The 24,675-nt window shown below is 54.2% G+C and carries 19 protein-coding genes and 1 pseudogene; 14 read left to right on the top strand and 6 right to left on the bottom strand.

Annotation, left to right across the window (positions count from 1 at the left end):
- Positions 1-80: 80 nt before the first annotated feature.
- From G7064_RS07585 to G7064_RS07575, 3 genes are all read right to left on the bottom strand, one after another.
- Positions 81-890, bottom strand: coding sequence for a class I SAM-dependent methyltransferase (locus G7064_RS07585; protein WP_166073121.1), 810 nt, complete (start codon positions 888-890; stop codon positions 81-83).
- 341 nt (positions 891-1,231) lie between these two features.
- On the bottom strand, positions 1,232-3,355 hold the full coding sequence (gene scpA, locus G7064_RS07580; protein ID WP_166073120.1) for a methylmalonyl-CoA mutase: 2,124 nt from the start codon (positions 3,353-3,355) through the stop codon (positions 1,232-1,234).
- 91 nt (positions 3,356-3,446) lie between these two features.
- Positions 3,447-5,243 carry a methylmalonyl-CoA mutase family protein gene (locus G7064_RS07575; protein ID WP_166073119.1) on the bottom strand — a complete coding sequence of 599 codons (1,797 nt, stop codon included), beginning with the start codon at positions 5,241-5,243 and terminating at the stop codon, positions 3,447-3,449.
- Between the two features lie 167 nt (positions 5,244-5,410).
- On the opposite strand from G7064_RS07575, the gene G7064_RS07570 reads away from it, so the two are divergent.
- The 4 genes from G7064_RS07570 to dnaA all read left to right on the top strand — a co-directional run bounded on the left by G7064_RS07570 (position 5,411) and on the right by dnaA (position 10,137).
- Positions 5,411-6,637 (top strand): outer membrane beta-barrel protein, encoded by a 1,227-nt coding sequence (locus G7064_RS07570; protein ID WP_166073118.1) that lies wholly within the window; start codon positions 5,411-5,413, stop codon positions 6,635-6,637.
- A gap of 123 nt (positions 6,638-6,760) precedes the next feature.
- Positions 6,761-7,516 (top strand): 5'-nucleotidase C-terminal domain-containing protein, encoded by a 756-nt coding sequence (locus G7064_RS07565; protein ID WP_166073117.1) that lies wholly within the window; start codon positions 6,761-6,763, stop codon positions 7,514-7,516.
- Positions 7,517-7,581: 65 nt separating this feature from the next.
- Positions 7,582-8,502: a bifunctional metallophosphatase/5'-nucleotidase gene (locus G7064_RS07560; protein WP_166073116.1), complete on the top strand. Its 921-nt coding sequence runs from the start codon at positions 7,582-7,584 to the stop codon at positions 8,500-8,502.
- A 141-nt stretch (positions 8,503-8,643) separates the two neighbouring features.
- Positions 8,644-10,137: a chromosomal replication initiator protein DnaA gene (dnaA, locus tag G7064_RS07555; RefSeq protein WP_166073115.1), complete on the top strand. Its 1,494-nt coding sequence runs from the start codon at positions 8,644-8,646 to the stop codon at positions 10,135-10,137.
- A gap of 75 nt (positions 10,138-10,212) precedes the next feature.
- Here the strand turns inward: dnaA and G7064_RS07550 are convergent, their stop codons facing one another.
- Both G7064_RS07550 and G7064_RS07545 read right to left on the bottom strand, forming a co-directional pair.
- Positions 10,213-10,701: a hypothetical protein gene (locus tag G7064_RS07550; protein ID WP_133271889.1), complete on the bottom strand. Its 489-nt coding sequence runs from the start codon at positions 10,699-10,701 to the stop codon at positions 10,213-10,215.
- Positions 10,702-10,831: 130 nt separating this feature from the next.
- Positions 10,832-11,257, bottom strand: coding sequence for an OsmC family peroxiredoxin (locus G7064_RS07545; protein WP_166073114.1), 426 nt, complete (start codon positions 11,255-11,257; stop codon positions 10,832-10,834).
- Between the two features lie 282 nt (positions 11,258-11,539).
- Between G7064_RS07545 and G7064_RS07540 the strand changes: the two genes are divergently transcribed.
- The 10 genes and pseudogenes from G7064_RS07540 (at position 11,540) to G7064_RS07495 (ending at position 22,542) form a co-directional block, all read left to right on the top strand.
- Entirely contained in the window at positions 11,540-13,036 is a 1,497-nt protein-coding gene (locus G7064_RS07540; protein ID WP_166073113.1) for a GH3 auxin-responsive promoter family protein, read from the top strand.
- Complete coding sequence (locus tag G7064_RS07535; protein WP_166073112.1) at positions 13,036-13,461, top strand: hypothetical protein; 426 nt, start codon at positions 13,036-13,038, stop codon at positions 13,459-13,461. The genes G7064_RS07540 and G7064_RS07535 overlap by 1 nt, the downstream gene beginning before the upstream one ends.
- On the top strand, positions 13,440-13,904 hold the full coding sequence (locus G7064_RS07530; RefSeq protein ID WP_166073111.1) for a 3-oxoacyl-ACP synthase: 465 nt from the start codon (positions 13,440-13,442) through the stop codon (positions 13,902-13,904). The genes G7064_RS07535 and G7064_RS07530 overlap by 22 nt, the downstream gene beginning before the upstream one ends.
- Before the next feature lie 168 nt (positions 13,905-14,072).
- Positions 14,073-15,235: pseudogene (locus G7064_RS07525) on the top strand (1-deoxy-D-xylulose-5-phosphate reductoisomerase).
- Between the two features lie 169 nt (positions 15,236-15,404).
- On the top strand, positions 15,405-16,721 hold the full coding sequence (gene rseP / locus G7064_RS07520; protein WP_133271895.1) for an RIP metalloprotease RseP: 1,317 nt from the start codon (positions 15,405-15,407) through the stop codon (positions 16,719-16,721).
- Between the two features lie 75 nt (positions 16,722-16,796).
- A complete protein-coding gene (locus G7064_RS07515) occupies positions 16,797-17,294 on the top strand; it encodes a DUF6702 family protein (RefSeq protein ID WP_166073110.1) in 498 nt (165 codons plus the stop codon).
- A 230-nt stretch (positions 17,295-17,524) separates the two neighbouring features.
- The gene (locus G7064_RS07510; RefSeq protein WP_166073109.1) at positions 17,525-17,884 is read left to right on the top strand and encodes a winged helix-turn-helix domain-containing protein; all 360 of its coding nucleotides are present in this window, start codon (positions 17,525-17,527) and stop codon (positions 17,882-17,884) included.
- 72 nt (positions 17,885-17,956) lie between these two features.
- Positions 17,957-18,220: a hypothetical protein gene (locus G7064_RS07505; protein WP_166073108.1), complete on the top strand. Its 264-nt coding sequence runs from the start codon at positions 17,957-17,959 to the stop codon at positions 18,218-18,220.
- A gap of 45 nt (positions 18,221-18,265) precedes the next feature.
- Complete coding sequence (locus tag G7064_RS07500; protein ID WP_205711192.1) at positions 18,266-20,935, top strand: TonB-dependent receptor; 2,670 nt, start codon at positions 18,266-18,268, stop codon at positions 20,933-20,935.
- 179 nt (positions 20,936-21,114) lie between these two features.
- Positions 21,115-22,542, top strand: a complete 1,428-nt coding sequence (locus tag G7064_RS07495) for a glycoside hydrolase family 30 protein (protein WP_166073107.1) — start codon at positions 21,115-21,117, stop codon at positions 22,540-22,542.
- A 13-nt stretch (positions 22,543-22,555) separates the two neighbouring features.
- On the opposite strand, the gene G7064_RS07490 is transcribed toward G7064_RS07495, so the two are convergent.
- Positions 22,556-24,550, bottom strand: a complete 1,995-nt coding sequence (locus G7064_RS07490; RefSeq protein WP_166073106.1) for an OmpA family protein — start codon at positions 24,548-24,550, stop codon at positions 22,556-22,558.
- Positions 24,551-24,675: the final 125 nt, after the last annotated feature.

Raw genomic sequence — 24,675 nt, 5'->3', positions numbered from 1 at the left:
GTCCGCGTCTAACACTTTGTTAGACACGGACGCTCTCTTTTTCTTTCTCTGGGTAGCAGTCTTTCAGAACTACGAAGCCTTTAAGCTGGCTTTGTCAGCAAATAGTAGGCATAGCGCCGTCCAAGCTTTACTTCCTGCTCAATTTCAAGGGTAACAAGTTGTGGCGCAAAGCCACAGCTGATCGCATTTTCCCAAAACTCCTCAATACGATAGGTTACCATGTGAGGCAGGTTTTGCGCATAGCCCCAACGGTGTGGCTGGCTGATAGGAGTGTTGTCGGCGTAGCGAATTTGAATAAACGCCTGCCCACCCGGCTTCAACAGTTTGTAAGCAATGTCCAGCACGCGGGTGCCGTATGCCTTGGTTGGGAAAATCTCAAAAACGTAAGTGGAGAAAAACAGATCAACAGGCTCTTTAATAACGCTCAGAACCGTTTCGGGGGTACCCGCTTCAAATTGCACAGGAACGAAGTTGTGGTAGCCTTCCTGAGTTAATTGCTTCTGACACTCATTCACACTGGCAGCAGTAATATCAGTGCCATAGTAGCAGCTCGACCCGGGAGCAAAGTGCACAGCATTTGCTCCGCCGCCGCAGCCCCAGTCTACGATGCGGGCCGGTTGGTTGTCAAGGGTTGCCACGCCAGCTAAGCGGCGATACATCTCATAATTATGCCGGCCCATCTTAAGCCACCGCTCATCGTCATTGGTGAATATACCTTTGCCGCGCCAGTGCGCATTGCCAGGAATATACTCCCGATCAATACCTTCCCAATAGTGCTGAGAATCGGCTATTAGCTTATCCTCCGAATCGTACAGATGTAAGTTCTCCCGTACTACACGCTCACTGGAGCGATAAATTCGGGCTAAAGTATTTCGTAGCTGAGATTTCATCAGGTTAATTGTAAGAACTTAGGCTAAACCGTTAGTAATGCAATGTATGCTTTAATGTTAATTTAATCCTATTAAAATCCTTGTTAGTATATAGATAAACCAAATTAATGAGGGAAATACTTAACAAAAGCTGTTCAGTTGTATTATTTAAGTATTTTTTCAATTAGAAACTAAGCGGGCTAAAGCCTCACATTGCAACTATTGGCGTATGGTCTAACAGAGTTAAATTTAAGTAAACGCTAGTAATCTCCTTTGGCTGCTAATACAGGATATGCATTTATCCTGTACTAGCAGCTAGACTACGGAAAATCTATGCTTAAGTCGTGAGTTACTAGCAATTTTTACTGTTCTTTCAACTTATGCAAGATTTCTTGGGCTGCTACCGCAATTACCGTTCCCGGGCCATACACACCCGCTACTCCAGCCTGGAATAGAAATTCATAATCCTGAGCCGGAATAACGCCACCTGCAATAACCAGAATATCCGCGCGGTCAAGCTTTTTCAATTCTTCTATCAATTGCGGGATCAGGGTTTTGTGGCCAGCTGCTAAACTACTTACGCCTACCACGTGTACATCGTTTTCGGTAGCTTGGCGGGCTACCTCGGCCGGAGTTTGGAATAAGGGGCCAATGTCTACATCGAAGCCCACATCAGCGAAGCTCGTAGCAATGATTTTGGAGCCGCGGTCGTGGCCATCTTGGCCCATTTTGGCCACCAGAATACGTGGCCGACGACCTTCGAGCTTGGCATACTCATCGGCCATTTCACGGGTGCGCTGAAACTCAGCGTCGTAATCCAGTTCTGCGGAATAAACGCCCGAAATAGCTCGAATAGTAGCCTGATGGCGGCCATATACTTTCTCTAAGGCATCTGAGATTTCGCCAAGCGTAGCGCGTACGCGGGCGGCTTGCACGGCCAGCGCCAACAGGTTGTCGGAGCCACTGCGAGCTGCGTTTGTTAGAGCTTCTAACGTTGCTTGTACAGCAGCAGTATCGCGTTCAGCTTTGATGGTGGCTAGTCGAGCAAGCTGGGCCTCCCGTACAGCGGCATTATCAATGTCGAGTACATCGATTTTGTGCTCTTCAGTGGGGCGGTATTTATTGACGCCCACAATGATTTCCTTGCCTGAGTCGATACGTGCCTGCTTCCGGGCAGCCGCTTCTTCAATGCGCATTTTAGGCAGACCAGTCTCGATAGCCTTGGCCATGCCGCCCAACTCTTCTACTTCCTGAATCAGCGCCCAGGCTTTGTCGGCGAGTTGGTGAGTAAGGCTTTCGACATAATACGAGCCACCCCACGGGTCTACGACGCGGGTAGTATCGGTTTCGTGCTGGAGGTAAAGCTGCGTATTGCGGGCAATGCGGGCCGAGAAATCGGTGGGCAAGGCAATGGCTTCATCCAGCGCATTGGTGTGCAAACTTTGTGTGCCGCCCAAGGCTGCGGCCAATGCCTCAATGCAGGTGCGCGCCACGTTATTAAACGGATCCTGTTCTGTAAGCGAGTAGCCCGAAGTCTGGCAGTGGGTGCGCAAAGCCAACGATTTAGGATTCTGGGGGGCAAATTGCTGCATGAGTTTGGCCCACAACAGCCGCCCGGCGCGCAGCTTGGCAATTTCCATGAAGTGGTTCATGCCAATTGCCCAGAAAAAGGAAAGGCGGGGGGCAAATTGGTCCACGTCCATGCCCACGGCGAGACCAGCGCGTACGTATTCCAGCCCATCGGCAAGGGTGTAGGCCAGCTCCAGATCGGCGGTAGCACCGGCTTCCTGCATATGGTAGCCGCTGATGCTGATGGAGTTGAAGCGCGGCATATGCTTAGCCGTGTAGGCAAATATGTCGGCAATGATGCGCATGCTCGGAGCGGGCGGATAGATGTAGGTGTTGCGCACCATAAACTCCTTCAGAATGTCATTCTGAATGGTGCCCGCCAGCTTCTCTGGACTCACCCCCTGCTCCTCAGCCGCCACAATGTAAAAGGCCATGATCGGGAGCACGGCCCCATTCATAGTCATCGACACCGACATCTGATCCAGCGGAATCTGGTCGAAGAGAATCTTCATGTCCTCCACCGAGTCGATGGCGACGCCTGCTTTGCCTACATCGCCCTCCACGCGCGGGTGGTCGGAGTCGTAGCCGCGGTGCGTAGCCAAATCGAAGGCAACCGAAAGCCCTTTTTGCCCCCCAGCTAGGTTGCGACGGTAGAAAGCATTGCTTTCCTCAGCCGTAGAAAACCCTGCGTATTGCCGGATAGTCCACGGGTTTTGCACATACATGGTAGCGTAAGGCCCACGCAGATAAGGCGCCACACCCGCACCGAAACCCATATGATCGAGGCCGGCCACATCGTGGGCTGTGTAATAGCTACGGAGCGGAATCTGTTCGGGCGTCGGCGTTTCGGTGGGCGTAGCCGGAGCGGGCGGCAACGGCGCTGCATCGTACGGAATACGGGAAAAATCAGGCTTCATGAATGGAGGATAGATTGGGTGGCCTGGGGTGTTTAGTCGAGGATTACTCGGGTAATAGTTACTTCAGCAAGCTGTTTTACAAGGAGTGATCCTACGTTTTTCCCTGCAATCGGGCGAGGATATCGTCGGTTTTATAGCTATTTACACTAAGTTCTTGGAAGCCGTGGCGCTGAATGGCAGCCTGCATGGTGGCCACATCGCTGGATAGCAAAGTAGGCAAGTGAATTGACAGGTCAGCAGCATCAGGGGCGGATACTTCACGGGCAAGAGCGTGATACTGCTCCACGGTAGCGTACATCAGGGTCGCCGTTTCGGGCGTGGAAAACAGCACCGACAAGGTATCATCCGGTGTCTCGGGGAGCGCTAAGGAAACCCGTTCTTCCGGTGAAAGAGTTTTGAGGAAAGATTCGAGAATGGCCTGGTTCGCATCCTGACCCAAGAGTACCACCGCCGCCCGCTGATTCTGCTGCAACTGCCGCTTAAAATGCATAGCCGTTACCAACCGCAATACTTCCGTGGGATACGTAGCGCGGGTAGTATCGAAGCTGCGGCTGCGCAGGAGCTTTTTAGGATCGAACTCAAACTCCTCCTCGGCTTGCGTGAAGCGGTTGCTCCCTACTATCACCTGCTCGCCGGTGGCTATGCGGTGAAACTGCTGGCGGCTAACTGTGCGTAGCTCTTCCAACACGCTGCCCCAAGCTTTGGGAAAGCCACCTTTGGCTTCTGTGGCTTGGAAAAGCGCCCATGCTTCGCGGGCCAGGGTGTCGGTGAGCGTTTCGAGGTAGTAGGAGCCGGCCGCGGGATCGGTCACGCGGCCCAACTGGGATTCCTCCCGCAGAATAATAGATAAGTTGCGCGCCAGTCGCTCCGAAAACTCACCCGGTTCGCGGTACAAGCTGTCGAATGGGGCTACGGTGAGCGAGGTAGCGCCGCCTAATACGGCTGCCATGGCTTCTGTTGTGAAGCGTAATAGGTTGGTGTGCGGATCAAGGGTTGTTTGCAGCCACGACGACGTGCTGGTATGAATTCGTAGTGTGCCCGCTAGGCTGGGGGGCAAATGGAAGGCATGCAATAGCGTAGCCCACAGTCGCCGCATGGCTCTAAGCTTGGCAATTTCCAGGAAGTAACTGGTCCCTACTGCCAAGTGCAGTTGCATAGCCGCCGCCACGTCAGCCACACTCAGATCCTTAGTAGGAAGGGCTTGCAGATAAGCTGCCGCCACATTCAACGCGTAGCCAATCTGCTGGGTATTGGTGCCCCCTCGATTACCAAAAAAGCCGGCATCAATTGTCAGCGCCTTAAAATCAGGCAGATGCTGCGTCAGCTTTATTGCCGTCCGCAGTTCGGGTAAGTGGCTGGAAAAGTTTGTAGAATAATGGGTGAGAGGCTCAGTCACCAAAAAGCCCCCCAGCTCCTTGCTGGCGTCCAGGAGCCGACGCAGCAAGCTGGTGGAGTGGTGCGGCACCGAATACCCGATGAAGGTAGTACCGAGCGGCAGGAAGCTGTGGAGGTAGTCTACGTCGAAGGCGCTGGCATCGTCAGAGAAAATAAAATGCACGCCATCGGCTCCACGGTCCAGGCTTATCCGAGCTTGATCTACAGCCTCATGACCGCTATTTTGGGCTGCTACGCGCACCACCGGTACGTTGCGCCAGGCGCGATTGGGAGCGGCCTGCTGCGGTAGGAGAGGAGAGGGCAAGGCTCCTAACGATTCTAGCGCCTCTTGGTGATAAAACGGCTGTACATCAAACCCTTCACTCGTGTGCCACAGCAGCGCGGCAGGGTCAGCGCCCTTCAGGTCGCGGCGGATGCGCTCCTGCCAGGCCTCCGTACTGACGGGTTGAAACTCGGGAAAAGAAACAGGTGCCGGACGTGGGATATCGGCCATACGGGAGTGGTGAAAAGCCTATCATTCCGATGAGGAATGCGGGATAAAGATACCCCATCGGGCTAATAATGGCGAATTAGGCAAGTTGTTTGTACGGCGGCGCGCGGCATCCGGCTTTGGCGGCTTCTATAATCTAGGCTTCTTCCTTTCTCACTTTCACTATTTACATGATTAAATCTTTAGGGTTTTTACTGCTTTTGTCAACCGCTTCTATATCAGCCGTTGCCCAATCTGATTTCCGTGCTGGCTATATCGTGCAAGCGGCTGGCGATACGGTTTCTGGCCTTGTCGCCTATCAAGGTGCGCAGCGCAGTGCCTTGTTATGCCGGTTTCGTTCTGATGCTCAGGCTGCTGTGGTTGAATATCAGCCGGAACAGCTGCGCGGCTACGGGTTCAAGCAAGGTACCAAATACTTAAGCCAACCTACGCCTGCGGCTCCTGCCCGCGCTGCCTTCTTCGAAATACTAGCCTCCGGCAAAGTATCACTGCTAACCTTGGTTGACAGCGATGACCAACGTCACTTCTATGTACAAAGCGAAGCTGCATCAGTAGTCGAGCTAATTCAAAAAGATACCATTGTATCTAAATCAAGCCCTAGTGGTGTCCAGAAAGTAAAAGTTCGCTCGTACCCCTTTCGAAACGTATTAAATACGACGTTGGCTGGTTGCCCAGCAGTTCAGGCCCAACTAGGGCGTGCAGAGTTAGTAGAGTCTCAGCTGACGAAGCTGGTGAATAGCTACAATAATTGCGCTACCGGAGCACCAGCGCAAGTTGCCGCACCTCGTGCCGGCCGCTTCAAAGCTGGTCTGTTAGTAGGAGCCCAACGGAGTGCTTTCACCTTTAACGACGAAGGTGAGGAGAAGATGAGCTCCACCGTGGGTCCTCTCATGGGCATCGGCTTGGACTTTGCGCCAGCACGCTTCAATGAGAAGCTGTCAATGCGCGTAGAGGGGCTGTATTCAAAGCAGTCAACCGAACTGCAATATACACGTCCGGGTAGTGGACCCTTTCTTACTCAGCGGGCTCAACGTAATCTGGAAGTTGATGTGACGAGTCTGCACCTAGTGGCGCTTCTACGCTATGCCCGGGCTACGGGTGCCATCAGGCCGTTTATTCAGGCTGGGCCGCAACTTGCTGCTCATATTAAGAGCAACGCTGTTCTAACTACTACTTACGATGTTGCATCGCCACCTGCTCCTAGCAGTCGGGAGATTGATTTGCGCCCCAGTAACTTCGGCGGAGTGCTGGGTGCTGGGTTACTTCTGCCCGCCGGCAAGGTGGGTACTTTTCAGCTGGAAGCCCGATTGGATATGATGGATAGCTTGAGCGAATCCGGAATCCTCTCTGGTGCTACTACCACGTCGGTTTTAGTTGGATATACGATAGGCAAATAGCGGTTCAAACAGCAAAAGGCGAAGCAGACAAACAAAGTTGCCGAGATGTCGCAATGGGTTGGGGCAAAAGCCCAAAGACCAGCGTTATCTTTGCAATCCGTCTCTTCGCCTTTTGCTGTTTCTATGCACTTTCTCCGCTCCCGTGTCGCTAGCCTTGGTCTGTTTCTCGCCGTTGCTGTAACGCCAGCCTGTCAGCGGGCGGCTTACGTAGCCAAGCCCGCGTTGGCTCCCACCACGGCTCAGCCCGTAGGCCAGACTTTGCCCCCCGACCCCAAAATAGCGGCTCTCATTGAGCCCTATCAGCAGAAGGTGACGCAGCAGATGGCAGAAGTGATTGGCACAGCGCCGGTAGCTCTTAAAAAGAACTCGGGCGAATCGCCACTGGCGAACTTTATAGCCGATATTCAGCGGCAGCGAGCCAGCGCCGTTATGGGCACCCCAATTGATGTGGGTGTGATAACAAATGGCGGCCTGCGCGCCGAGATCCCCGCTGGACCAATTAAGCTGGGGGGCATTTTTGAACTCATGCCCTTCGAAAATGAGCTGGTCGTGTTGGACGCTCCAGGGTCCGTAATGCAGCAGCTATTTGACTATTCCGCTCGTATCAAAATGGCTATTTCGGGTGCTACCTATACTGTGGGCGCCGATGGAAAAGCAACCAGTATTCTAATCGGGGGCAAGCCGCTCAATCCAGCCAGCACGTATACCGTCGCTATTTCCGATTATCTGGCTGGTGGCGGCGATAATATGGTATTTTTCAAAACCATTAAGCCCCGCGGTACTGGCGTATTGTTGCGCAATGCCATTGCTGACCACATTCGTCAGCTTACCAAAGAAGGCAAGCCTGTGGAGGCCAAAGTAGAGGGCCGGGTGCGCTAATACGCAGCTTAGCACCATCTCAATTTAGTATTTGTTAGCCCAGCAACCATTAGCACATCAGAAGCATGAACCGTCGCGACTTCCTTAAAAATTCGACCCTTGGTGCCGCTAGCTTAAGCCTACTGGGTGTGCCAGCGCTGGCTGCCGATGCCAAAGGCTCGCGCCTCACCATTCTGCATACCAATGACATGCATTCGCGCATTGAGCCGTTTCCGGAGGGCAGTGGGCAGTTTGCAGGAATGGGTGGCATGGCGCGGCGCGCTTCGCTGATTCAGCAAATTCGGGCGCAGGAGCCTAACGTGCTGCTGCTCGACTCTGGCGACGTATTTCAGGGCACGCCGTACTTCAACTTCTTCGAGGGAGAGCTGGAGTTCAAGCTGATGTCGCAGATGGGCTATGATGCCGGTACGTTGGGCAATCATGATTTTGACAATGGCCTGGAAGGCCTGGCGAAGCAGCTGCCTAACGCGAACTTCCCTTTTCTAATAGCCAACTACGATTTCTCACAAACACCGCTGGCTGGTCGTTTTCAGCCCTACAAGGTGTTCACAAAAGCCGGACATCGCATTGGCGTCTTTGGGTTGGGCATTGAGATGGCGGGTTTGGTAGCCGATAAAAACTTTGGCAAGACTGTGTATCTCGACCCCATCGCGACGGCCCGCACTACCGTGGCCCGCTTGCGTGAAGCGGAGCGTTGCGATTTGGTTATTTGCCTATCGCACTTAGGATATCAGTATAAAAGTGAAAAAGTTGATGACCATAAATTAGCTGCGCAGGTAGCTGGCATCGACTTGATTTTAGGTGGCCATACCCACACCTTCCTCGATGCGCCAGTTCCAATTGACGGCCCGAATGGCCACCGAACGTTGATTAACCAGGTCGGTTGGTCGGGAATTAACCTCGGCCGTATAGACTATGAGTTCGAGCGTAAGTCGCGGCGGCCTGCGGTGGCGTCTGCTTCGGTGGTACCCGTGCGAACTGCCTGACAAAAGCAAGGAGTCAAGCGTTTTTTTGTGTCCTGACTTTTCCACATTTTTGTCTCCCCCTATAAAAACCGGGGCTCGGTTGCCCCGTGCTCTGATCCTCATTTCCTACCCTGCACCCGTTGCTTTTGCCCTATATTGTTGATGTTGAAGGATTGCCAAACCGTATGGGCTAACTGTCTTCGCGTCATCAAGGCAAACATTGGTGAGCAGAGCTTCCGCACTTGGTTCGAACCCATCGTGCCGGTGCAGCTTCATCATAATGTCCTGATTATTCAGGTGCCCAGCCAGTTCTTTTATGAATGGCTGGAAGAGCATTATGTGGATGTGCTTAAGAAAAGCATCTACCAAGAGCTTGGCCACGAGGGTCGCTTGGAATACAGCATCGTCGTGGACCAAGGCAACGGCCAGTCGAAGCCGCGGACGGTAAATATTCCGACGGCGCGCAAGGCCGCATATCCAACTCCCGGCAATAATAGCGTTGCCCAGGTGGCAGCGAGCGCTCAAACTGCGTCGGCCCGAAATGTTGCCGCCGCTGCAAATGCGCCTGCCAATCCGGACACGCTACGAAACCCCTTCGAGGCCGCAAAGGGAATTGACCGGAATTACCTGAAGTCGCAGCTCAACCATACGTATTCCTTCGAGAACTACATCGAGGGCGACTGTAACCGTTTGGCTCGCTCGGCGGGTTTGGCCGTGGCCAATAAGCCGGGAACCACGAGCTTTAATCCGCTGATGATTTATGGAGGTGTAGGCTTGGGCAAAACACATTTGGTGCAAGCCATCGGCAATCACATCAAAGCTACGACGCCCGATAAGTTTGTACTCTACGTGTCGGCGGAGAAGTTCACGAACCAGTTCATCGAAAGCCTGCGCAATAATGGTGTGCAGGACTTTGCCAACTTCTACCTGCTGGTCGATACGCTGATTCTGGACGACGTGCAGTTTTTGTCGGGTAAGGATAAAACGCAGGAGATGTTCTTTCACATCTTTAATCACCTGCACCAAGCCGGACGTCAGATTGTAATGACCTCCGACCGGCCGCCACGCGACCTCAACGGGCTGGAAGATCGGCTTTTGTCTCGCTTTAAGTGGGGACTGACAGCCGACTTACAGAGCCCAGATTTTGAGACGCGGATGGCCATTATTCAAAACAAAATGCAGCAGGATGGCATCGATATCCCGCCGCAGGTTGTGGAATATTTGGCGCACTCCGTAAACACCAACGTGCGCGAGCTGGAAGGCGTCTTGATTTCGCTAGTGGCTCAAAGTAGCCTCAACCGCCGCGAGATTGACCTGGAAATGGCTAAGCAGGCGTTGCGGCACATTATTGAGGAAGTAGAGGCCGAAGTAAACCTCGACTTCATTCAAAAAACAGTAGCCGAGTACTTCAGCATTCCAGTGGAATTACTGAAGGCCAAAACCCGCAAGAAAGAAGTCGTGACGGCGCGGCAGGTGGCAATGTATTTTGCGAAGGAGCACACTAGTCACTCACTAAAAAGCATTGGCCACAACTTCGGCGGCCGCGACCATAGCACCGTTATTCATTCTGTTCAAACGGTATCGGACCTAATTGATAGCGACAAAAGCTTCCGCAGCACGATTGCGGAGCTACGTAAGAAATTCGCCGGTAAATAATCCTGAGCTTTAATTCCAGGTATAAAAAAGCCCCCCAGATTTAGTCTGGGGGGCTTTTTTGGCTACAACGAATAGCTAGGCATTGGGCTGTGTTTCGCGCAGAGGTACTTGGTGCTGCTGGGCAAAAGTGCGAACCTGGTCGCGCAGGGTGCGTTTGCGGCGGGCACCTCTTACCTCGCGCATGCTCAGATTATACTGGTCGCCGGCTTTGAGTTTGATCCGCAGCTGCTGCGCCACAAAATCTAGGCTGGCGATATCCTCGGCAGCGAAGGCCTGCTTGGCCCGAAACAAACCGCCCTTGTGCACAATGTAGCCGGGCGTAAACTCCAGGTAGCTCTGGGTGCCAAATATGGGCGCATTATGTACCAGCACGTAACCCAGGTAGATTAGGCTAAACACGAGAAACACCCAGTGCAGAAAGTGGTAGTCGTTTACGCCATCATCCGATGACATAGAAAACAAGGTGTAGGCAATCCAGAAGCAGGCAATGAGCACTTGGCCCCAGAACGGAACTCGTGAGGTGTTGGCTGGTTGGAGACGAATGCGGGTAGAAGTAGCGGGCATAGAAAGAATAGATAGTTCAGCAAAAAGCAAAGTAAACTAAAAACCGGCAAGGCTTGGGGCTTTACCGGTTTTTAGTTGCGTTGTACTTTTCACCCGCTGAATAATCAGCAAGGAATAGTATCGGCAGAAGTTACTTCAGGCTTGCGCTTAGCGTCATCTCAGGCACAGCTTGCAGAAGCTGCGAAATAGGGCAGTTCAGTTTGGCATCTTCAGCGTGCTTTTGAAAGTCTTCGGGCGATATACCGGTTACCTGCCCTTCCGTCGTGACGTGGATTTTGGTGACTTTGGGCTTGCCATCCACCGTATCCATGGTCACCTTCGATTCGGTGTTGAGCTGCTGTACCTGCGCACCGGCTTTGCTCAGCTGAATAGCTAGGAACATCGTGTAGCAGCCTGCGTGAGCTGCACCTACCAACTCCTCAGGGTTTGTGCCTTGCTTGCCTTCAAAACGGCTGCCCACCGAATACGGCGCATTCAGGGCGCCGCTCTGCGTGGTGAGCGTACCGCTGCCTTTCTGGTCGCCGTTCCAAACGGCCTTGCCTGCATGATCTGCCATGATGTGATGAGTAAGGGGTGAAAGAATGGGTTGTATTATCTACCAACCTATAAAATACGTGTTGGGTTGTGGTGGCACAGAAATTTGAATAAGCTGGGGGGCAATTTGCAGCAATAGTCGCAGTTATTACTTCGTTATGGAGCTGATTTGGCGTTTTTGATAAATTAAACGGAGTATTTAGTTTTGGATTACTACTTACTCTATTTAAATCCGTACGTGTTTCTCGGTACGACGTGTTGACTCCGTATACATAGCTATTTCAGAAATCTTTATTGTTCAATTATGGCCCTCAAGGCCGCATTCAGTCGTCCCCTCGCCGCACTTTTGCATCATCGCTATCAGCAGTGGCTCCGCCACCCAGTAGCTACGCAGAAGCGAGTGTTAGCTGGCCTAATTAGTCAGGCCCATGCTACTGCATTCGGCCGCGACCATGAGCTTGTCAGCATCAGCAGCTCCAACGACCTAGCTCGCCAAGTACCTGTGCGCGACTATGAGGCCCTATCTCCTTATTTTCAGCGAGTGCAGGAAGGTGAGGCGGATGTGCTGTGGCCTGGTCGGCCCCTGTATCTGGCCAAAACCAGCGGTACTACCTCCGGCACCAAGTATATTCCGATTACCAACGCCAGCATCCCCAATCACATTAATGGCGCCCGCGACGCTCTGCTTACGTACGTGCACCGCACCGGCAAAGCACAGTTTCTGGATGGAAAGCTGATGTTTCTCTCCGGTAGCCCGGAGCTGAGCATAGTGAATGGGATTCGGACGGGACGCCTGTCGGGCATTGCCAATCATCATGTGCCGGCTTATCTGCGCCGCAGCCAACTGCCGAACTATACTACCAATTGTATTGAGGATTGGGAGCAGAAGCTCGACCGTATTGTAGATGAAACGGTAGATCAGCCGATGAGTCTTATTTCGGGTATTCCGCCGTGGGTACAGATGTATTTTGACCGCCTCGTGCAGCGCACCGGCCGGCCGATCAAGGATATATTTCCGGATTTTGACCTCTTCGTGTACGGAGGCGTCAACTTCGAGCCGTACCGTGCTAAGCTTTTCGAAACCATTGGCCGCCCCGTAGATAGCATCGAGCTGTTTCCCGCTTCCGAAGGCTTTTTGGCATTTCAAGATGAACCCGGCAATCCCGGCTTACTACTCTTGCTCGACGCGGGCATTTTCTTCGAGTTCATTCCCGCCGAACGCTTCTTCGAACCCAATCCGCCCCGCCTGACTATTGCCGACGTGGAGCTTGATAAGCAATACGCGCTAGTGCTCAACTCCAATGCTGGCCTCTGGGGCTACAGCATCGGCGACACGGTGCGCTTTGTGAGCCTTTCGCCCCATCGCGTGGTGGTAACCGGTCGCATCAAGCATTTCCTATCAGCTTTTGGCGAGCACGTTATTGGCGAAGAGGTAGAACAAACGTTGCGCGAAGTCATGGCTCAATTTCCAGAGGTGGAAGTAGTTGAGTTCACCGTCGCGCCCCGCGTAAGCACCAACCCCAACGAGCCTTCTCAACACGAGTGGCTGATAGAGTTTGCCCGCCCGCCCCGCGACGTTGCCGCTTTCTCCGCCGCTCTTGATGCTGGTCTGCGCCGCCGCAATACATATTACGATGACCTATTGGGGGGCAATATTCTGGCCCCACTTCGCCTTACCAGCTTGCCGCAGGGTGCATTTCAGCGGTACATGAAGAGCCTAGGCAAGCTTGGGGGGCAAAATAAAGTGCCGCGCCTGAGCAACGACCGGGCGCTAGCGGATGGGCTATTAGGCATAGGCTAGTGAAGCAGGGGACGATAAGAATCAGTGCCAGTGTGGATTATGATGGAGACTGTACGTTTGATGTCCTTATTTCAAAAGGAACAATTGAGACTCACATACATTTCTATGGCGATGTCGATACCTGGAAAAGCTTTGGAAAACAGCTTATAGATTTCCCCCAGGATATTTCAGATTATGTCGTGTTCGACGCTCGTACAACGGGTTTCTACATAGATTCTTTACTACTCAAGGCTTACTGCTATGATGCGCAAGGGCACGCTGCTATAAAAATCCTTACGGATAATAATTATCCTGACCCTGACCAATGTAGACTTGACTTTGCGATACTAACAGAAGTAGCGTCAATAAATCAATTGGGGCTTCTGCTATTAAATTGGCAGGTAGAAAACAATTCTGAAATAATATGGCAGGCACAAATCAGCTAATTAAACCCCGCCTCCACGCTGCTTGCCTCACCTACGTTCAGCAGCGCATAGCTGCGGCCACCCAAGCCATGCAAGCCGCCCAGGAATCGGCTAACTCTGAAACCAAAAGTAGCGCCGGCGACAAGTACGAAACTGGCCGCGCCATGGCCCAAGAAGAGCGCAACCGCAACGCCGTGCAGCTCCGCGAAGCCCAGAACCTACAAGCCGAGCTGGCGCGCATCAATCCCGAGCAAGCCTGCGACTCGGTGCGGCCCGGTGCGCTGGTTGAGACGAGCATGGGGGGCTTTTTTATCAGCATCAGCGCCGGCAAGCTTGCCGTAGATGGCAAAGACTACTTCGCCGTGTCGGCCGCGGCGCCCGTAGCGGTGGCGCTGAGCGGGAAGCGGGCAGGGGAGGAAGCAATGTTCAATGGGAAGGTGGTGCGAATTATTGAAGTACAGTAAAATATTGTCTTCTAAAGTCCGTCATGCAGAGCGGAGCGAAGCATCTTGCTAACGGTCGTCGGATTACTACTGAGCCATCAGCAGGCGAGATGCTTCGTTACCGCTCTGCATGACGGCCTATTTACTAAAACCGCGGCTTACCTTTGCTGACCCACGTCACCGCTTCGCATGTCCCACCCACCCAAACGTCTTACCCTACTCGGCTCTACAGGCTCCATCGGTACCCAGGCCTTGGACGTAGTGCGCTCCCAGCCAGGCCGCTTTACTGTCTCGGCACTTTCAGCCCACTCCAATGCCGATTTATTAATTCAGCAGGCCCTGGAGTTTCAACCGGCCGCTGTCGTTATCGGCGACGAAAAGCACTACCAGACGGTTAAAAGCGCGTTGGCTGGCCAACCAACGGAAGTGCTGGCGGGTATTGCAGCCTTAGAGGAAATTGCCAGCCGCCCTGATACTGACATTGTACTTACGGCCATGGTGGGCTACGCCGGCTTGCTGCCTACTGTGCACGCTATTCAAGCGGGCAAAACAATTGCTTTGGCCAACAAGGAAACCTTAGTAGTTGCCGGCCAGCTTATTACGCGCTTAGTTAAGGAACACAGCGTGGGCCTGTATCCGGTGGATTCCGAGCACTCGGCCATTTTTCAGTGTCTGGTAGGAGAGGAGCAAAACCCGATTGAGAAGATCATTCTCACGGCATCTGGGGGCCTTTTCGGGGGCGTAGTATGCAGGAGCTGGCTGCCGTGACGAAGGCTCAGGCGCTCAAGCATCCCAATTGGGATATGGGGGCCAAAATTACCATCGACTCTGCTTCGTTGATGAATAAGGGTTTAGAGGTGATTGAGGCCAAATGGCTCTTCGGCCTGCGCGACGACCAGATAGAAGTAGTCGTGCATCCGCAAAGCATTATTCATTCCTTGGTGCAGTTCGAAGATGGTTCGCTGAAAGCTCAGCTTGGCTTGCCCGATATGAAATTGCCGATTCAATACGCTTTAGGCTACCCCGAGCGTTTGCCCAGCAAATACCCGCGGTTCTCCTTCCTCGATTATCCCCAACTCACCTTTGAGCAGCCCGATCAGAGTACATTTCGCAACTTGCCGCTGGCTTTCGAAGCTATGCGTCGGGGCGGAAATGCGCCTTGTATTCTCAACGCGGCCAACGAAGTAGCCGTGGCTGCTTTTCTGCGCGACGATATCGGGTTTCTACAAATGCCCGACCTGGTCGAAAACTGCCTGTCGAAGGTTTCGTACCTTGCCGAGCCTGCGTTGGACGACTATGTGCAAACTGACCAGGAAACGCGCCGCGTGGCGCAAGATTTTTTAAAACATTAACTCAAAACCCCGTGTCATTCTAAGTAAAGTTGTGCGGAACGAACCACCGCTACCGCTTCGTTGCAATACCATCGGAGTGCTGCTTGACTTGCGCTTTTATGCGTTCCGCCAGCCGGACAATGAGCAGCGTAGATTACCGATTACCTTAACTCTGTAAAAACAAAAAGCTTTGGATATTCTGATAATGGCCGGGCAGCTCATTTTAGGGCTGACGATTTTGGTGGGCGTGCACGAAATGGGGCATATGCTATCGGCCAAGTGGTTTGGGATGCGGGTAGAGAAATTCGCCATCGGCTTCCCACCGAAATTGTTCGGCAAAAAAATCGGCGAAACCGAGTACATGATTGGCGCTGTGCCGCTGGGGGGCTTTGTTAAGATCACCGGCATGATCGATGAGTCGCTCGACACGGAGGCCATGAGCCAAGAGCCTCAGCCCTATGAGTTTCGCGCGAAACCAGCCTGGCAGCGCCTGATTGTGATGCTGGGGGGCATTATTGTCAACGTTCTCACGGGCATTCTCATCTTTACCATTCTGACGGCCAAGTACGGACAGAGCTACCTGCCGGCTTCGGAAGTACGCTTTGGCGTGGTGCCCAGCAAGTTGGGCGAGGAGATTGGCTTCCGCAAAGGCGACAAAATTGTGAAAATCAACGGCCGCCCCTTCGAGCAGTTCGATGACGTGTACGACCCGGAAGTGGTGATGGGCAACCAGAGCTACTATACCGTGGAACGCAACGGCCAGCTACTCGATATTAAGCTGCCCGGCGACTTCATGGATCGCCTTTCTGATAATCAAAACGATCCAGCGCGCTTCGTGGAGCCGCTCAATCCATTTGAAGTAGGTGAAGTAGTAGCCGGCCGCGCCGCTGCTAAGGCAGGTCTGCAGCCCGGCGACCGTATTCTGCGCGTGGGCGCCCGGGAAATCAACTTTTTCCCTGAGCTACAGCAAGCTCTAAAAGACAATGCTGGTAAGGCTACCGCCTTACTCGTACAGCGCAACAGTAAGCCAATTACGCTTACCGCAAACGTGGAGGAGGAAGGAACGCTGGGCTTTATGCCTAAGTCGTTGCTGCAATATTCGACCAAGGATTACAGCTTTATCGAAGCCATTCCGGCTGGCGCTTCGCAGGCGTTTGGCATCGTGAGCAACCAGGTGCAGGCGTTTGGAAAGATTTTCCGGGGTGAGGCATCGGCCAGCAAGTCTTTGGGCGGCCCGATGGCCATTGCCCAAACCTACGGCGGCACCTTTAACTGGATTAAGTTCTGGACCCTGACCGGCATGCTGTCCATGGTGCTGGCCTTTATGAATCTACTCCCCATTCCAGCCCTTGATGGCGGTCACGTGATGTTTCTGACCTACGAGATGGTATCGGGTCGTAAGCCTTCGGATAAGTTTCTAGAGAACTCGCAGAAGGTAGGCATGGCTTTGCTGCTTAGCCTGATGGTGTTTGTTATATTCAACGACTTGTTCAAAACGCTGTTTTAGAACTTATTTATCGCGTATTTACCTAGATAGAACGAAGGACGCCTTCGTTCTATTTTTGTTTACAACCTCCTGATTATGCGCCAACTACTTGTTTTCTGCGCTTTTTGCCTGCTTAGTGTCGCCGCCATGGCGCATGCATACCACGCGAGCATCATGGACGTGCAGTACAATACGAAAAAGCAGCAGCTGGAAGTAGCGCTGAAAGTCTTTACCGATGATTTTGAGAAAGGCTTGAGCGCTGGCCAGCCCAGTGCCGTCACTTTCGACAAGCTTTCCCCAGCTCAGGTTTCCAGCCTTACCACGGCTTTGCTGCAGCGCTCGGTGGCCTTTGGTACGAAGCCCGGCGAAACCTTGCCGCTCCGCTTTGTGGGCGTTGAAAAGGATAAGGATGCGCACTGGGTATACTTCTCCGTAAAAATGCCCCCCAAGCCTGCCACTACCATTTATCTGCGCCACCGCTTACTTCTGGATACTTTTCAGGACCAGATGAATATTGTGAATTTGGATGGCGGTGGTAAAAAGCAAAGCGCGCTGTTTCGCGCCGGCAACGACGAGCAGCAACTCAGTTTTTAGCCGCCATTGTTTGCGTCGGTTACTGCGCAAAAGCTTTTTGATGGCAACTGAGGGATAATTTATCTTAAGAGCTAGCTACCGTTGCGCACGACTACGTTCAACGACGAAGGAAGTGATTAGACAGCTAAGTGAAGCCAGCGTTTACCGATACAGTCAGTGTCGAGAGTATTCGTGACCAGAAAACGCACTATTTTGCCTGCTGCCTGATTACGCACCTTACCAATTGCTTTATGAAAGAATTGCTCCTGGCCGGCGTGCCGTTTCGCTTTGATGGCCGGCTGTGGCTGCAAGGCCCCGACGACCGGTTTATGGGCATTGGCCGCTTGGAGCTGCTGGAACACATCGCGGCCCTGGGCTCTATCTCGCAGGCGGCCCGCGCTATGAACATGTCCTACAAGCGCGCCTGGGACCTAGTAGCTTCCATGAACGCACAAGTGCGTACGCCCCTAGTGCAGACCCAGACTGGCGGCAAGCGCGGCGGCGGGGCAAGCCTCACTCCGGCGGGAGAACAGGCGGTGGCCGATTTTCGCGCTATGCACGCCCGGTTCGCCGCATTCCTAGCCGACGAGACAGCTCGACTATATTCTTAGCCCCTCCCCAAAAAGTAGACAAGTTTAAGGCGTGGTCATCGTTATATTTATTTAAATATAACCGTTAACTGCATGTCGAAACGATACCCTTGCCGCGTGAGCTTTCAAGTACTGGCTACCGGCTGGCTGGTGTTGATGGGTGGCGCCGACGGTTACCAAGCCGTGTGTGCCCTGCCTGAAATTGACACTGCCTTTGCGGTCCAAACCATCCTGCTGGCCGATCAGCTCGACGGGCAGCCCTTGCCAGCCAAAAATGCCCCCTACCAGCTTGTCGTACCCTTGGAAAAGCAGCCCCGTCCGCTGGGTGCTTCAGCTCACGGGTCTGCGCGTGGTTAATGTGCACGAACCAGTAGCTCCCCCACGTTGCCCTACCTCGAGCTAATGAAAAAGACGTTACGTTTCATTCCCCAGGTGGCGCTCGGCCTAACGGCGCTGGCCCTGGCGCCTGTCGCGGCGGCTCAGACCCCGGCTCCCGCCCGCCGCACTACCCCGACGGATACCGTGCGCAGCACCCTGAATGAGGTGGTGGTGTCGGCCTCCCGGGTGGAAGAAAGCTTTCTGCAGTCGCCAGTCACGGTGGAGAAGCTAAATGCCCGCGCTATCCAGCTGACGCCCGCGCCCTCGTTTTTCGACGCCTTGGAGCATCTAAAAGGCGTGCAGGTCCTGACGCCCAGTTTGGGGTTTCGGGTCCTCAATGCCCGTGGCTTCACCAACACGACCAACGTGCGCTTCGCTCAGCTCGTGGACGGCGTCGACAACCAGGCCCCGCACATCGGCGGGCCCATTGGAAATGTATTGGGTCCCAGCGACCTGGATATCCAGAGCGTGGAAGTGGTGCCCGGCACGGCCGCGGCCCTCTACGGCCTTAACGCCATCAACGGGCTGGCTAATTTTCAGACCAAGAACCTGTTCTCCTTCCAAGGGCTGAGCGTGCGCCAGCAAACAGGGCTCAACCACCTGAATGACCCCAATGTGCGGACCCTCGGTCTGGGCGGTTCGTCGGAAAAACTCTACTCGGAAACCAGCGTGCGCTACGCCCAAGTGCTGGTGCCCGAGAAGCTAGCCTTTAAAGTCAACGGTACCTACCTGCGCGCCAACGACTGGATTGCCAACGACAAGACCGACCTGTTTGCCCAGGGCAACGCGACGACCGGGCTCTTCGGCGTCAACAACCCGGCCCGTGACCCGGTGAACAGTTACGGCAATGAATCCTCGGACCGCAGCACGCTCACGCTCGGGGGGCGGCAGTACACAGTGGCCCGTACCGGCTACGACGAGCGGGATTTAGTGGACTATACCATCAAAATCCTGAAGGCCGACGCGGCACTGCACTACCGTTTCGAGCCCGGCGTGGAGCTGGCTTACACCTACCGGGTGGCCGGCTTCGACAACGTGTACCAGCGCTCGAACCGCTTCCGCCTGCAGGACTACTTGTTGCAGCAACACGCATTAACCCTGACCACGCCCGTGGTGCAGGCCCGGGCCTATGCCACGCTGGAAAATACCGGCAAGAGTTACAACCTGCGCTCCATGGGCGAGAACCTAGACCGCAGCTTCCAACCCGACGCGGTTTGGAACAACGAGTATGCCATGGCGTGGAACGAGGCGGTAGTGGCCGGGCAAACCGTGGCCCAGGCCCACGCCAGCGTCCGCTTCGCCGCCGATGCCGGCCGCTTGCAACCCGGCACGCCGGCCTTCAACCAACGCCTCGGCGAGCTGCAGGACATCAACAACTGGGATCAGGGCGCGGCCCTGCGTGTGAAGGCTAACCTGCTGCACGCCGAGGCCCAGGCGAACCTGGCCGAAGCCTGGCGCCGGAAAAGTGGGAAGCTGCCGGCAAATATAGATTTGTTGGCTGGGGCAGACCACCGCACCTATGTAGTGGTGCCCGACGGCAATTACTTTATCAACCCCGCGCCGGGCCAGGACCCACTGCAAGACGACCTGATCTATTCGAAGAACGGCGGCTTCGTGCAGGCCGGCGGCCGTTTCTTGGCGGAAAAGCTTCGCCTCACGGCCACGCTCCGCGTGGACAAAAACGACTACTTCGACGTGAAATTCAACCCGCGCTTTACGGCCGTGTTCTTGCCCACCCAGCAGCAGAACTTTCGCCTCAGCTACCAGAGCGGCTACCGCTTTCCCAGCTTGTTCGAAGGGTTCTCCAACGTGAACAGCGGCCAGGTGAAGCGCATCGGCGGGTTGCGGGTCATGTCGGACGGGGTGTTCGAGAACAGCTACCTGCGCACTAGCATCGACGCGTTTAATACGGCCGTGACGGCGGCCATCAACGCTAATACTTCGGCGCAGACAGCCGCCCAGAAGCGCCAGCAGGCCATCGCCGACAACCAGGACCGCCTAGTGAAGAATCCCTATTCCTACCTTAAGCCGGAGTACATCCGCTCGCTGGAAATCGGCTATAAAGCAGGCCTGCTGCCCCAGGGCCGGCTGCTAGTCGATGTGGATTTCTACTATAACGCCTACCGCGACTTCATCGCCCAGGTGGAAGCCTACGTGCCGGTCACGGCCACTGGGGAGCTCCTGACCACGGCGGACCTGAACACCGTGGCCACAACGCTGAATGCCCGGGCTGGGCAGGCCCGCTACCGCCTCTGGACTAACTCGCAGAGCCGGGTGACCAACTACGGGAGCTCGGCCGGGGTGCGCTACGAGGTGGGCCGTGGCTACCTGCTGGGCGCCAATACCACCTACACCCGCCTGCGCCGCACCCAGAACGGGGACGGCCTGGAAGACGGCTTCAACACCCCGGTTTGGGCCTATAACCTGAGCGTGGCCAACGAGAACATCGTCGGCAACGTCGGCTTTGGGCTTCACTATCGCCACCAGAATCGCTACTTCTCCCAGACGTTTCTAGTGGTGGGTACCGTGCCGGCCTATGGGACGCTCGATGCTCAACTTAGCTACCACATTCCCGCCGCGCAGGTACGCCTGAAGCTGGGCGCCAGCAATGTGCTCAACAACTACTACGTCTCGTACCTGGGCGGGCCGAGCGTGGGCGGTCTGTATTACCTAACCGTGGCCTACGGACTATGAATCAGCCCGGTATGGCGAGCAACAACCTAGTAAGTATAACCCATCGGGTTAAGTAGCTTGGTTATGCCAGAGGAGATAATTTGCGGTAGGGCTTAGAGTAGTTTTATTCCCCCGCTGCGATAATAAGACCGTAGAGGAGTAGTGAGTAGTCCAGCTGGTTATTTACTACTTTCACCACTATGCGGTATTCCTTAACTCTGATTATTCTAAGTGCCGGGCTACTGGCCTTTGCCGTTGGTTGCGGTGTGTTGCCTGGCTCAAATAGTGGCCGTGCCACTACTGGTTCCGTGCAAGTATGGCTGACCAATCCGACACAGTCGGAGCGCTTCGCCGCGCAACCTGATTTGCGGGTGGAAGCAACGCTTGCCCCTGATATTCCCGTCATTAGGATTGATGAGCAGCAGCGCTTCCAAACCATGGATGGCTTTGGGTATACCCTTACGGGTGGCAGCGCCATGCTCCTGCATAAAATGGCCCCCGGTGCCCGCAATAAGCTATTACGTGAGCTTTTTAGCACCAATGGCGACGCAATCGGTGTAAGTTACCTGCGCTTGAGTATCGGTGCCTCCGACCTCGACGACCGGGTATTTTCCTACAATGATTTGCCCCCCGGCGAGACCGATCCGACGCTGGCACGCTTCAGTCTGGCCCCTGACCAAGAGCATCTGCTTCCGGTGCTGAAGGAGATTCTGGCCATCAGCCCAGCTATTAAACTACTTGGCTCGCCCTGGTCGCCGCCCACCTGGATGAAAACCAATGGTGACTCCAAAGGTGGCAGCCTTAAGCCCGAATGGTATGATGCCTACGCGCGCTACTTCGTGAAATATGTGCAGGGCTACGCGGCGCAAGGTATTCGCATTGATGCCATTACCGTGCAGAACGAGCCGCTGCACCCCGGCAATAACCCAAGTTTGCTGATGCTGCCTGAGCAACAAGCCAGCTTCATCAAGAACAATCTGGGCCCCGCCTTTAAAGCCGCGAAGCTGGATACCAAAATTATCATTTACGACCACAACGCCGATAAGCCCGAGTACCCACTTACCGTTCTTAACGACCCACAGGCGCGCGCTTACATCGATGGCTCGGCTTTCCACCTGTATGGGGGGCAAATTGAGGCGCTGAGCAAGGTGCACGATGCCTACCCCGAAAAGCACATTTACTTCACTGAACAGTGGGTAGGCTCCAAAACGAAGTTTGCCGATAACTTCGGCTGGCACATCAAGAACCTCGTTATCGGGGCGCCGCGCAACTGGGCACGCACCGTGCTGGAATGGAACCTAGCCGCCGACTCTCAGCAAAACCCACACACGCCCGGCGGCTGCACGGAGTGCCGGGGGGCAATTACCATCGACAAAGATTCGGTACGGCGCGAAGACGCGTACTATATCATCGCTCACGCCAGCAAATTCGTGCTCCCTGGTTCGGTGCGCATAGCTTCCTCGGAAGTGTCTGGCTTACCAAACGTGGCCTTTCGCACACCTGCCAACAAAGTTGTACTTATCGTCCTGAACGAAGGCAGCGAGCCTAAGACTTTCGGTGTCCGCCGCGGGCAGCAAACCGTGAGTCATACGTTACCGGCTGGCGCTGCTGCTACGTATGTGTGGTGAGGCAGGCCGCGAGCTACCAGCCCGCGCCCGCGTCTTTACTTTCTTCGGGCTTAATCAATCGAAACTCCACTCGGCGGTTAAAGCGGCTATCTTCTTCGGTTTTCTCTTCTCGTAAGGGCTGCGTGCTACCGTACCCCGTATTATCGATGCGGTTGGGCTTGAGCTTGCCCTTCTGCTCAATGTAGTTGCGAATGGCCTGGGCTCGATCCTGCGAAAGGGCCACATTCACATCAGGGTCGCCGCTGGAGTCGGTGTGGCCTGAAATGCTGAGTCGGAACGTGGGATGATCGACCATATACAACGTAATCTGATCCAGCGTCTTATGCATGGATGGAAGGATCGTAGATTTACCCTGGTCGAACTCAATATTGCGGAAAATTAGGGGCAGGCGATAGTCAATCGAGTTGGTAAGCAGGCGCATCAACGTGTCACCTTTCAATTCAAATTGCTTCTCCACGCTGAAGAAATCTGGGCTTTGAATCAGCATTACATAGCGCGAGCCTTCAATTAAATCAAAATCGAATGAGCCGTCGGGGCGCAGGTATTTACTGGCTACCTCAATGCCATTATCCGTGTCGATAATGCTGACAATGCCCCCCAGCGGCTTCTTTGTAACAGAGTCGGCTAGCACGCCTTCCACGTGCGTAGTAGCCAGTGGTTGCGCCTCCATCGGGAGCGGGAAGGAGTAGAGGTCAAGGTTTTTGAGGTCTTTTACCTCCGAGCGGGCGTAGTACAGATTCTTGGAGTCGCCATCGATGGTGAAGTAATACTCCGAGCCTTTGCCATTCACTAGCGGCCCCACGTTGCGCGGCTCCTGCCAACGACCTTGCACACGGTAGCTCTTATAAATATCGAAGTCGCCGTAGTTTAATAATTGCCCCCTAGAGCTGAAATACAGCACATTATACATGGGGTGGTAAAAAGGACTGACTTCGCTTTCGCGGGTATTTATCACTGGCCCTAAGTTTTGCGCTTTTCCCCACTGCCCGTTTTTTTGCTTAGCTGTATACCAGATGTCCGATAAGCCAAAGCCCCCCAGCCGGTCGGAAGCGAAGTAAAGCGTGTCTTCTCCCCGCGACAATGTCGGCTGCGAATCCCATGCTGTTGAGTTCACATTGGCCCCCAAGCTCTTCGGCACCGACCATTGCCCATCCTGAAAGGTCGACTGAAACAGGTCGCAGTTGCCGTGGCAGTTTGGGCACTCACACCGGGCAAAGTAAATGGTGCGGCCATCCTTGGTAATACACGCCGACCCTTCGTTATAAGGCGAATTGATAGGCTTAGGCAGCGGTTCGGCATCGGTCCAATACTCGCCTTCCTTACGCGACGTGTACAAGTCTTCATCGACGACGGGGCTGGTAATGCCGCGGGTTTTGCGCTTGGAAGAGAAAATAAACAAGCCCGCTTCCGAATTCAGCGTCGGACCATAGTCTTCCACGTCGGAGTTGATGCCGTCGCCCATGCTCGTATACACTCCCTTGGGCGGGTGAAACGTGACGATGTTTTTGCGATATTCTACTAGGTCGTAATAGGTCTTCAGGGGTACGTACAAGTCCTGGGTTTTCTGCTCCAAGGAGTCGTAGTAGAGTTGAATTTTGGTAATATCCTGCCGATGATGCTTGAGCGCCAGACGGTAGTAGGCTTTGGCGCGCGCCTCATCACCGGTGCGCTCACAAAGCTGGGCTAAGCGCCAAAGCATCGGAGTATCCTTGATAAAGTTTTGAATGCCAAACTGATGGACGTAAGCTTCCAGCAGCTTTCGGGCCTGCGTCCAGTTTTTGCGTTTCTCCGCGCGCTGAATTTCTTTGAGCGCTTTCTTGTCCTGATAGTATGCTACCCGATTTACGTTGGGAAAGCTAGGTGTCGCATCGGGCCGTAGGCGTAGCTGGGGGGCTTTTTTGCCGGTGAGGGGCCGTACCTGCAAAGGCTTGTCCGTAGGCTGCTGCCCGTACGTAGCCGAAACGGCTAAAAACCAAAGCAGTAAAACCAGACCCGATAAGCGATGCATACGACGTTTTTTGAACCCTAAGAGCCGCTACAATTGCCGCGCCAGAGACCAAAAATAGAAGTTTTTCAATCCAAGTACTAAGCTTATTATCTGCCTCATTGGCTCGCCGCCATCTGGTATTTATG

The organism is Hymenobacter sp. HDW8, assembly GCF_011305775.1.
Taxonomy (GTDB): Bacteria; Bacteroidota; Bacteroidia; order Cytophagales; family Hymenobacteraceae; genus Hymenobacter; species Hymenobacter radiodurans.
Note: the sequence above shows the minus strand (reverse complement) of the source record. Positions and strands in the feature narration are given on the sequence as shown.

Coding starts and splice junctions, on each gene's coding strand:
- G7064_RS07545 (WP_166073114.1), bottom strand. CDS start 11,257: ATGGCAGATCATGCAGGCAAGGCCGTTTGGAACGGCGACCAGAAAGGC.
- G7064_RS07560 (WP_166073116.1), top strand. CDS start 7,582: ATGAACCGTCGCGACTTCCTTAAAAATTCGACCCTTGGTGCCGCTAGC.
- G7064_RS07515 (WP_166073110.1), top strand. CDS start 16,797: ATGCGCCAACTACTTGTTTTCTGCGCTTTTTGCCTGCTTAGTGTCGCC.
- G7064_RS07570 (WP_166073118.1), top strand. CDS start 5,411: ATGATTAAATCTTTAGGGTTTTTACTGCTTTTGTCAACCGCTTCTATA.
- G7064_RS07495 (WP_166073107.1), top strand. CDS start 21,115: ATGCGGTATTCCTTAACTCTGATTATTCTAAGTGCCGGGCTACTGGCC.
- G7064_RS07585 (WP_166073121.1), bottom strand. CDS start 890: ATGAAATCTCAGCTACGAAATACTTTAGCCCGAATTTATCGCTCCAGT.
- G7064_RS07550 (WP_133271889.1), bottom strand. CDS start 10,701: ATGCCCGCTACTTCTACCCGCATTCGTCTCCAACCAGCCAACACCTCA.
- G7064_RS07575 (WP_166073119.1), bottom strand. CDS start 5,243: ATGGCCGATATCCCACGTCCGGCACCTGTTTCTTTTCCCGAGTTTCAA.
- G7064_RS07530 (WP_166073111.1), top strand. CDS start 13,440: ATGGCAGGCACAAATCAGCTAATTAAACCCCGCCTCCACGCTGCTTGC.
- scpA (WP_166073120.1), bottom strand. CDS start 3,355: ATGAAGCCTGATTTTTCCCGTATTCCGTACGATGCAGCGCCGTTGCCG.
- G7064_RS07500 (WP_205711192.1), top strand. CDS start 18,266: ATGAAAAAGACGTTACGTTTCATTCCCCAGGTGGCGCTCGGCCTAACG.
- dnaA (WP_166073115.1), top strand. CDS start 8,644: ATGTTGAAGGATTGCCAAACCGTATGGGCTAACTGTCTTCGCGTCATC.
- G7064_RS07540 (WP_166073113.1), top strand. CDS start 11,540: ATGGCCCTCAAGGCCGCATTCAGTCGTCCCCTCGCCGCACTTTTGCAT.
- G7064_RS07490 (WP_166073106.1), bottom strand. CDS start 24,550: ATGCATCGCTTATCGGGTCTGGTTTTACTGCTTTGGTTTTTAGCCGTT.
- G7064_RS07505 (WP_166073108.1), top strand. CDS start 17,957: ATGTCGAAACGATACCCTTGCCGCGTGAGCTTTCAAGTACTGGCTACC.
- G7064_RS07510 (WP_166073109.1), top strand. CDS start 17,525: ATGAAAGAATTGCTCCTGGCCGGCGTGCCGTTTCGCTTTGATGGCCGG.
- G7064_RS07565 (WP_166073117.1), top strand. CDS start 6,761: ATGCACTTTCTCCGCTCCCGTGTCGCTAGCCTTGGTCTGTTTCTCGCC.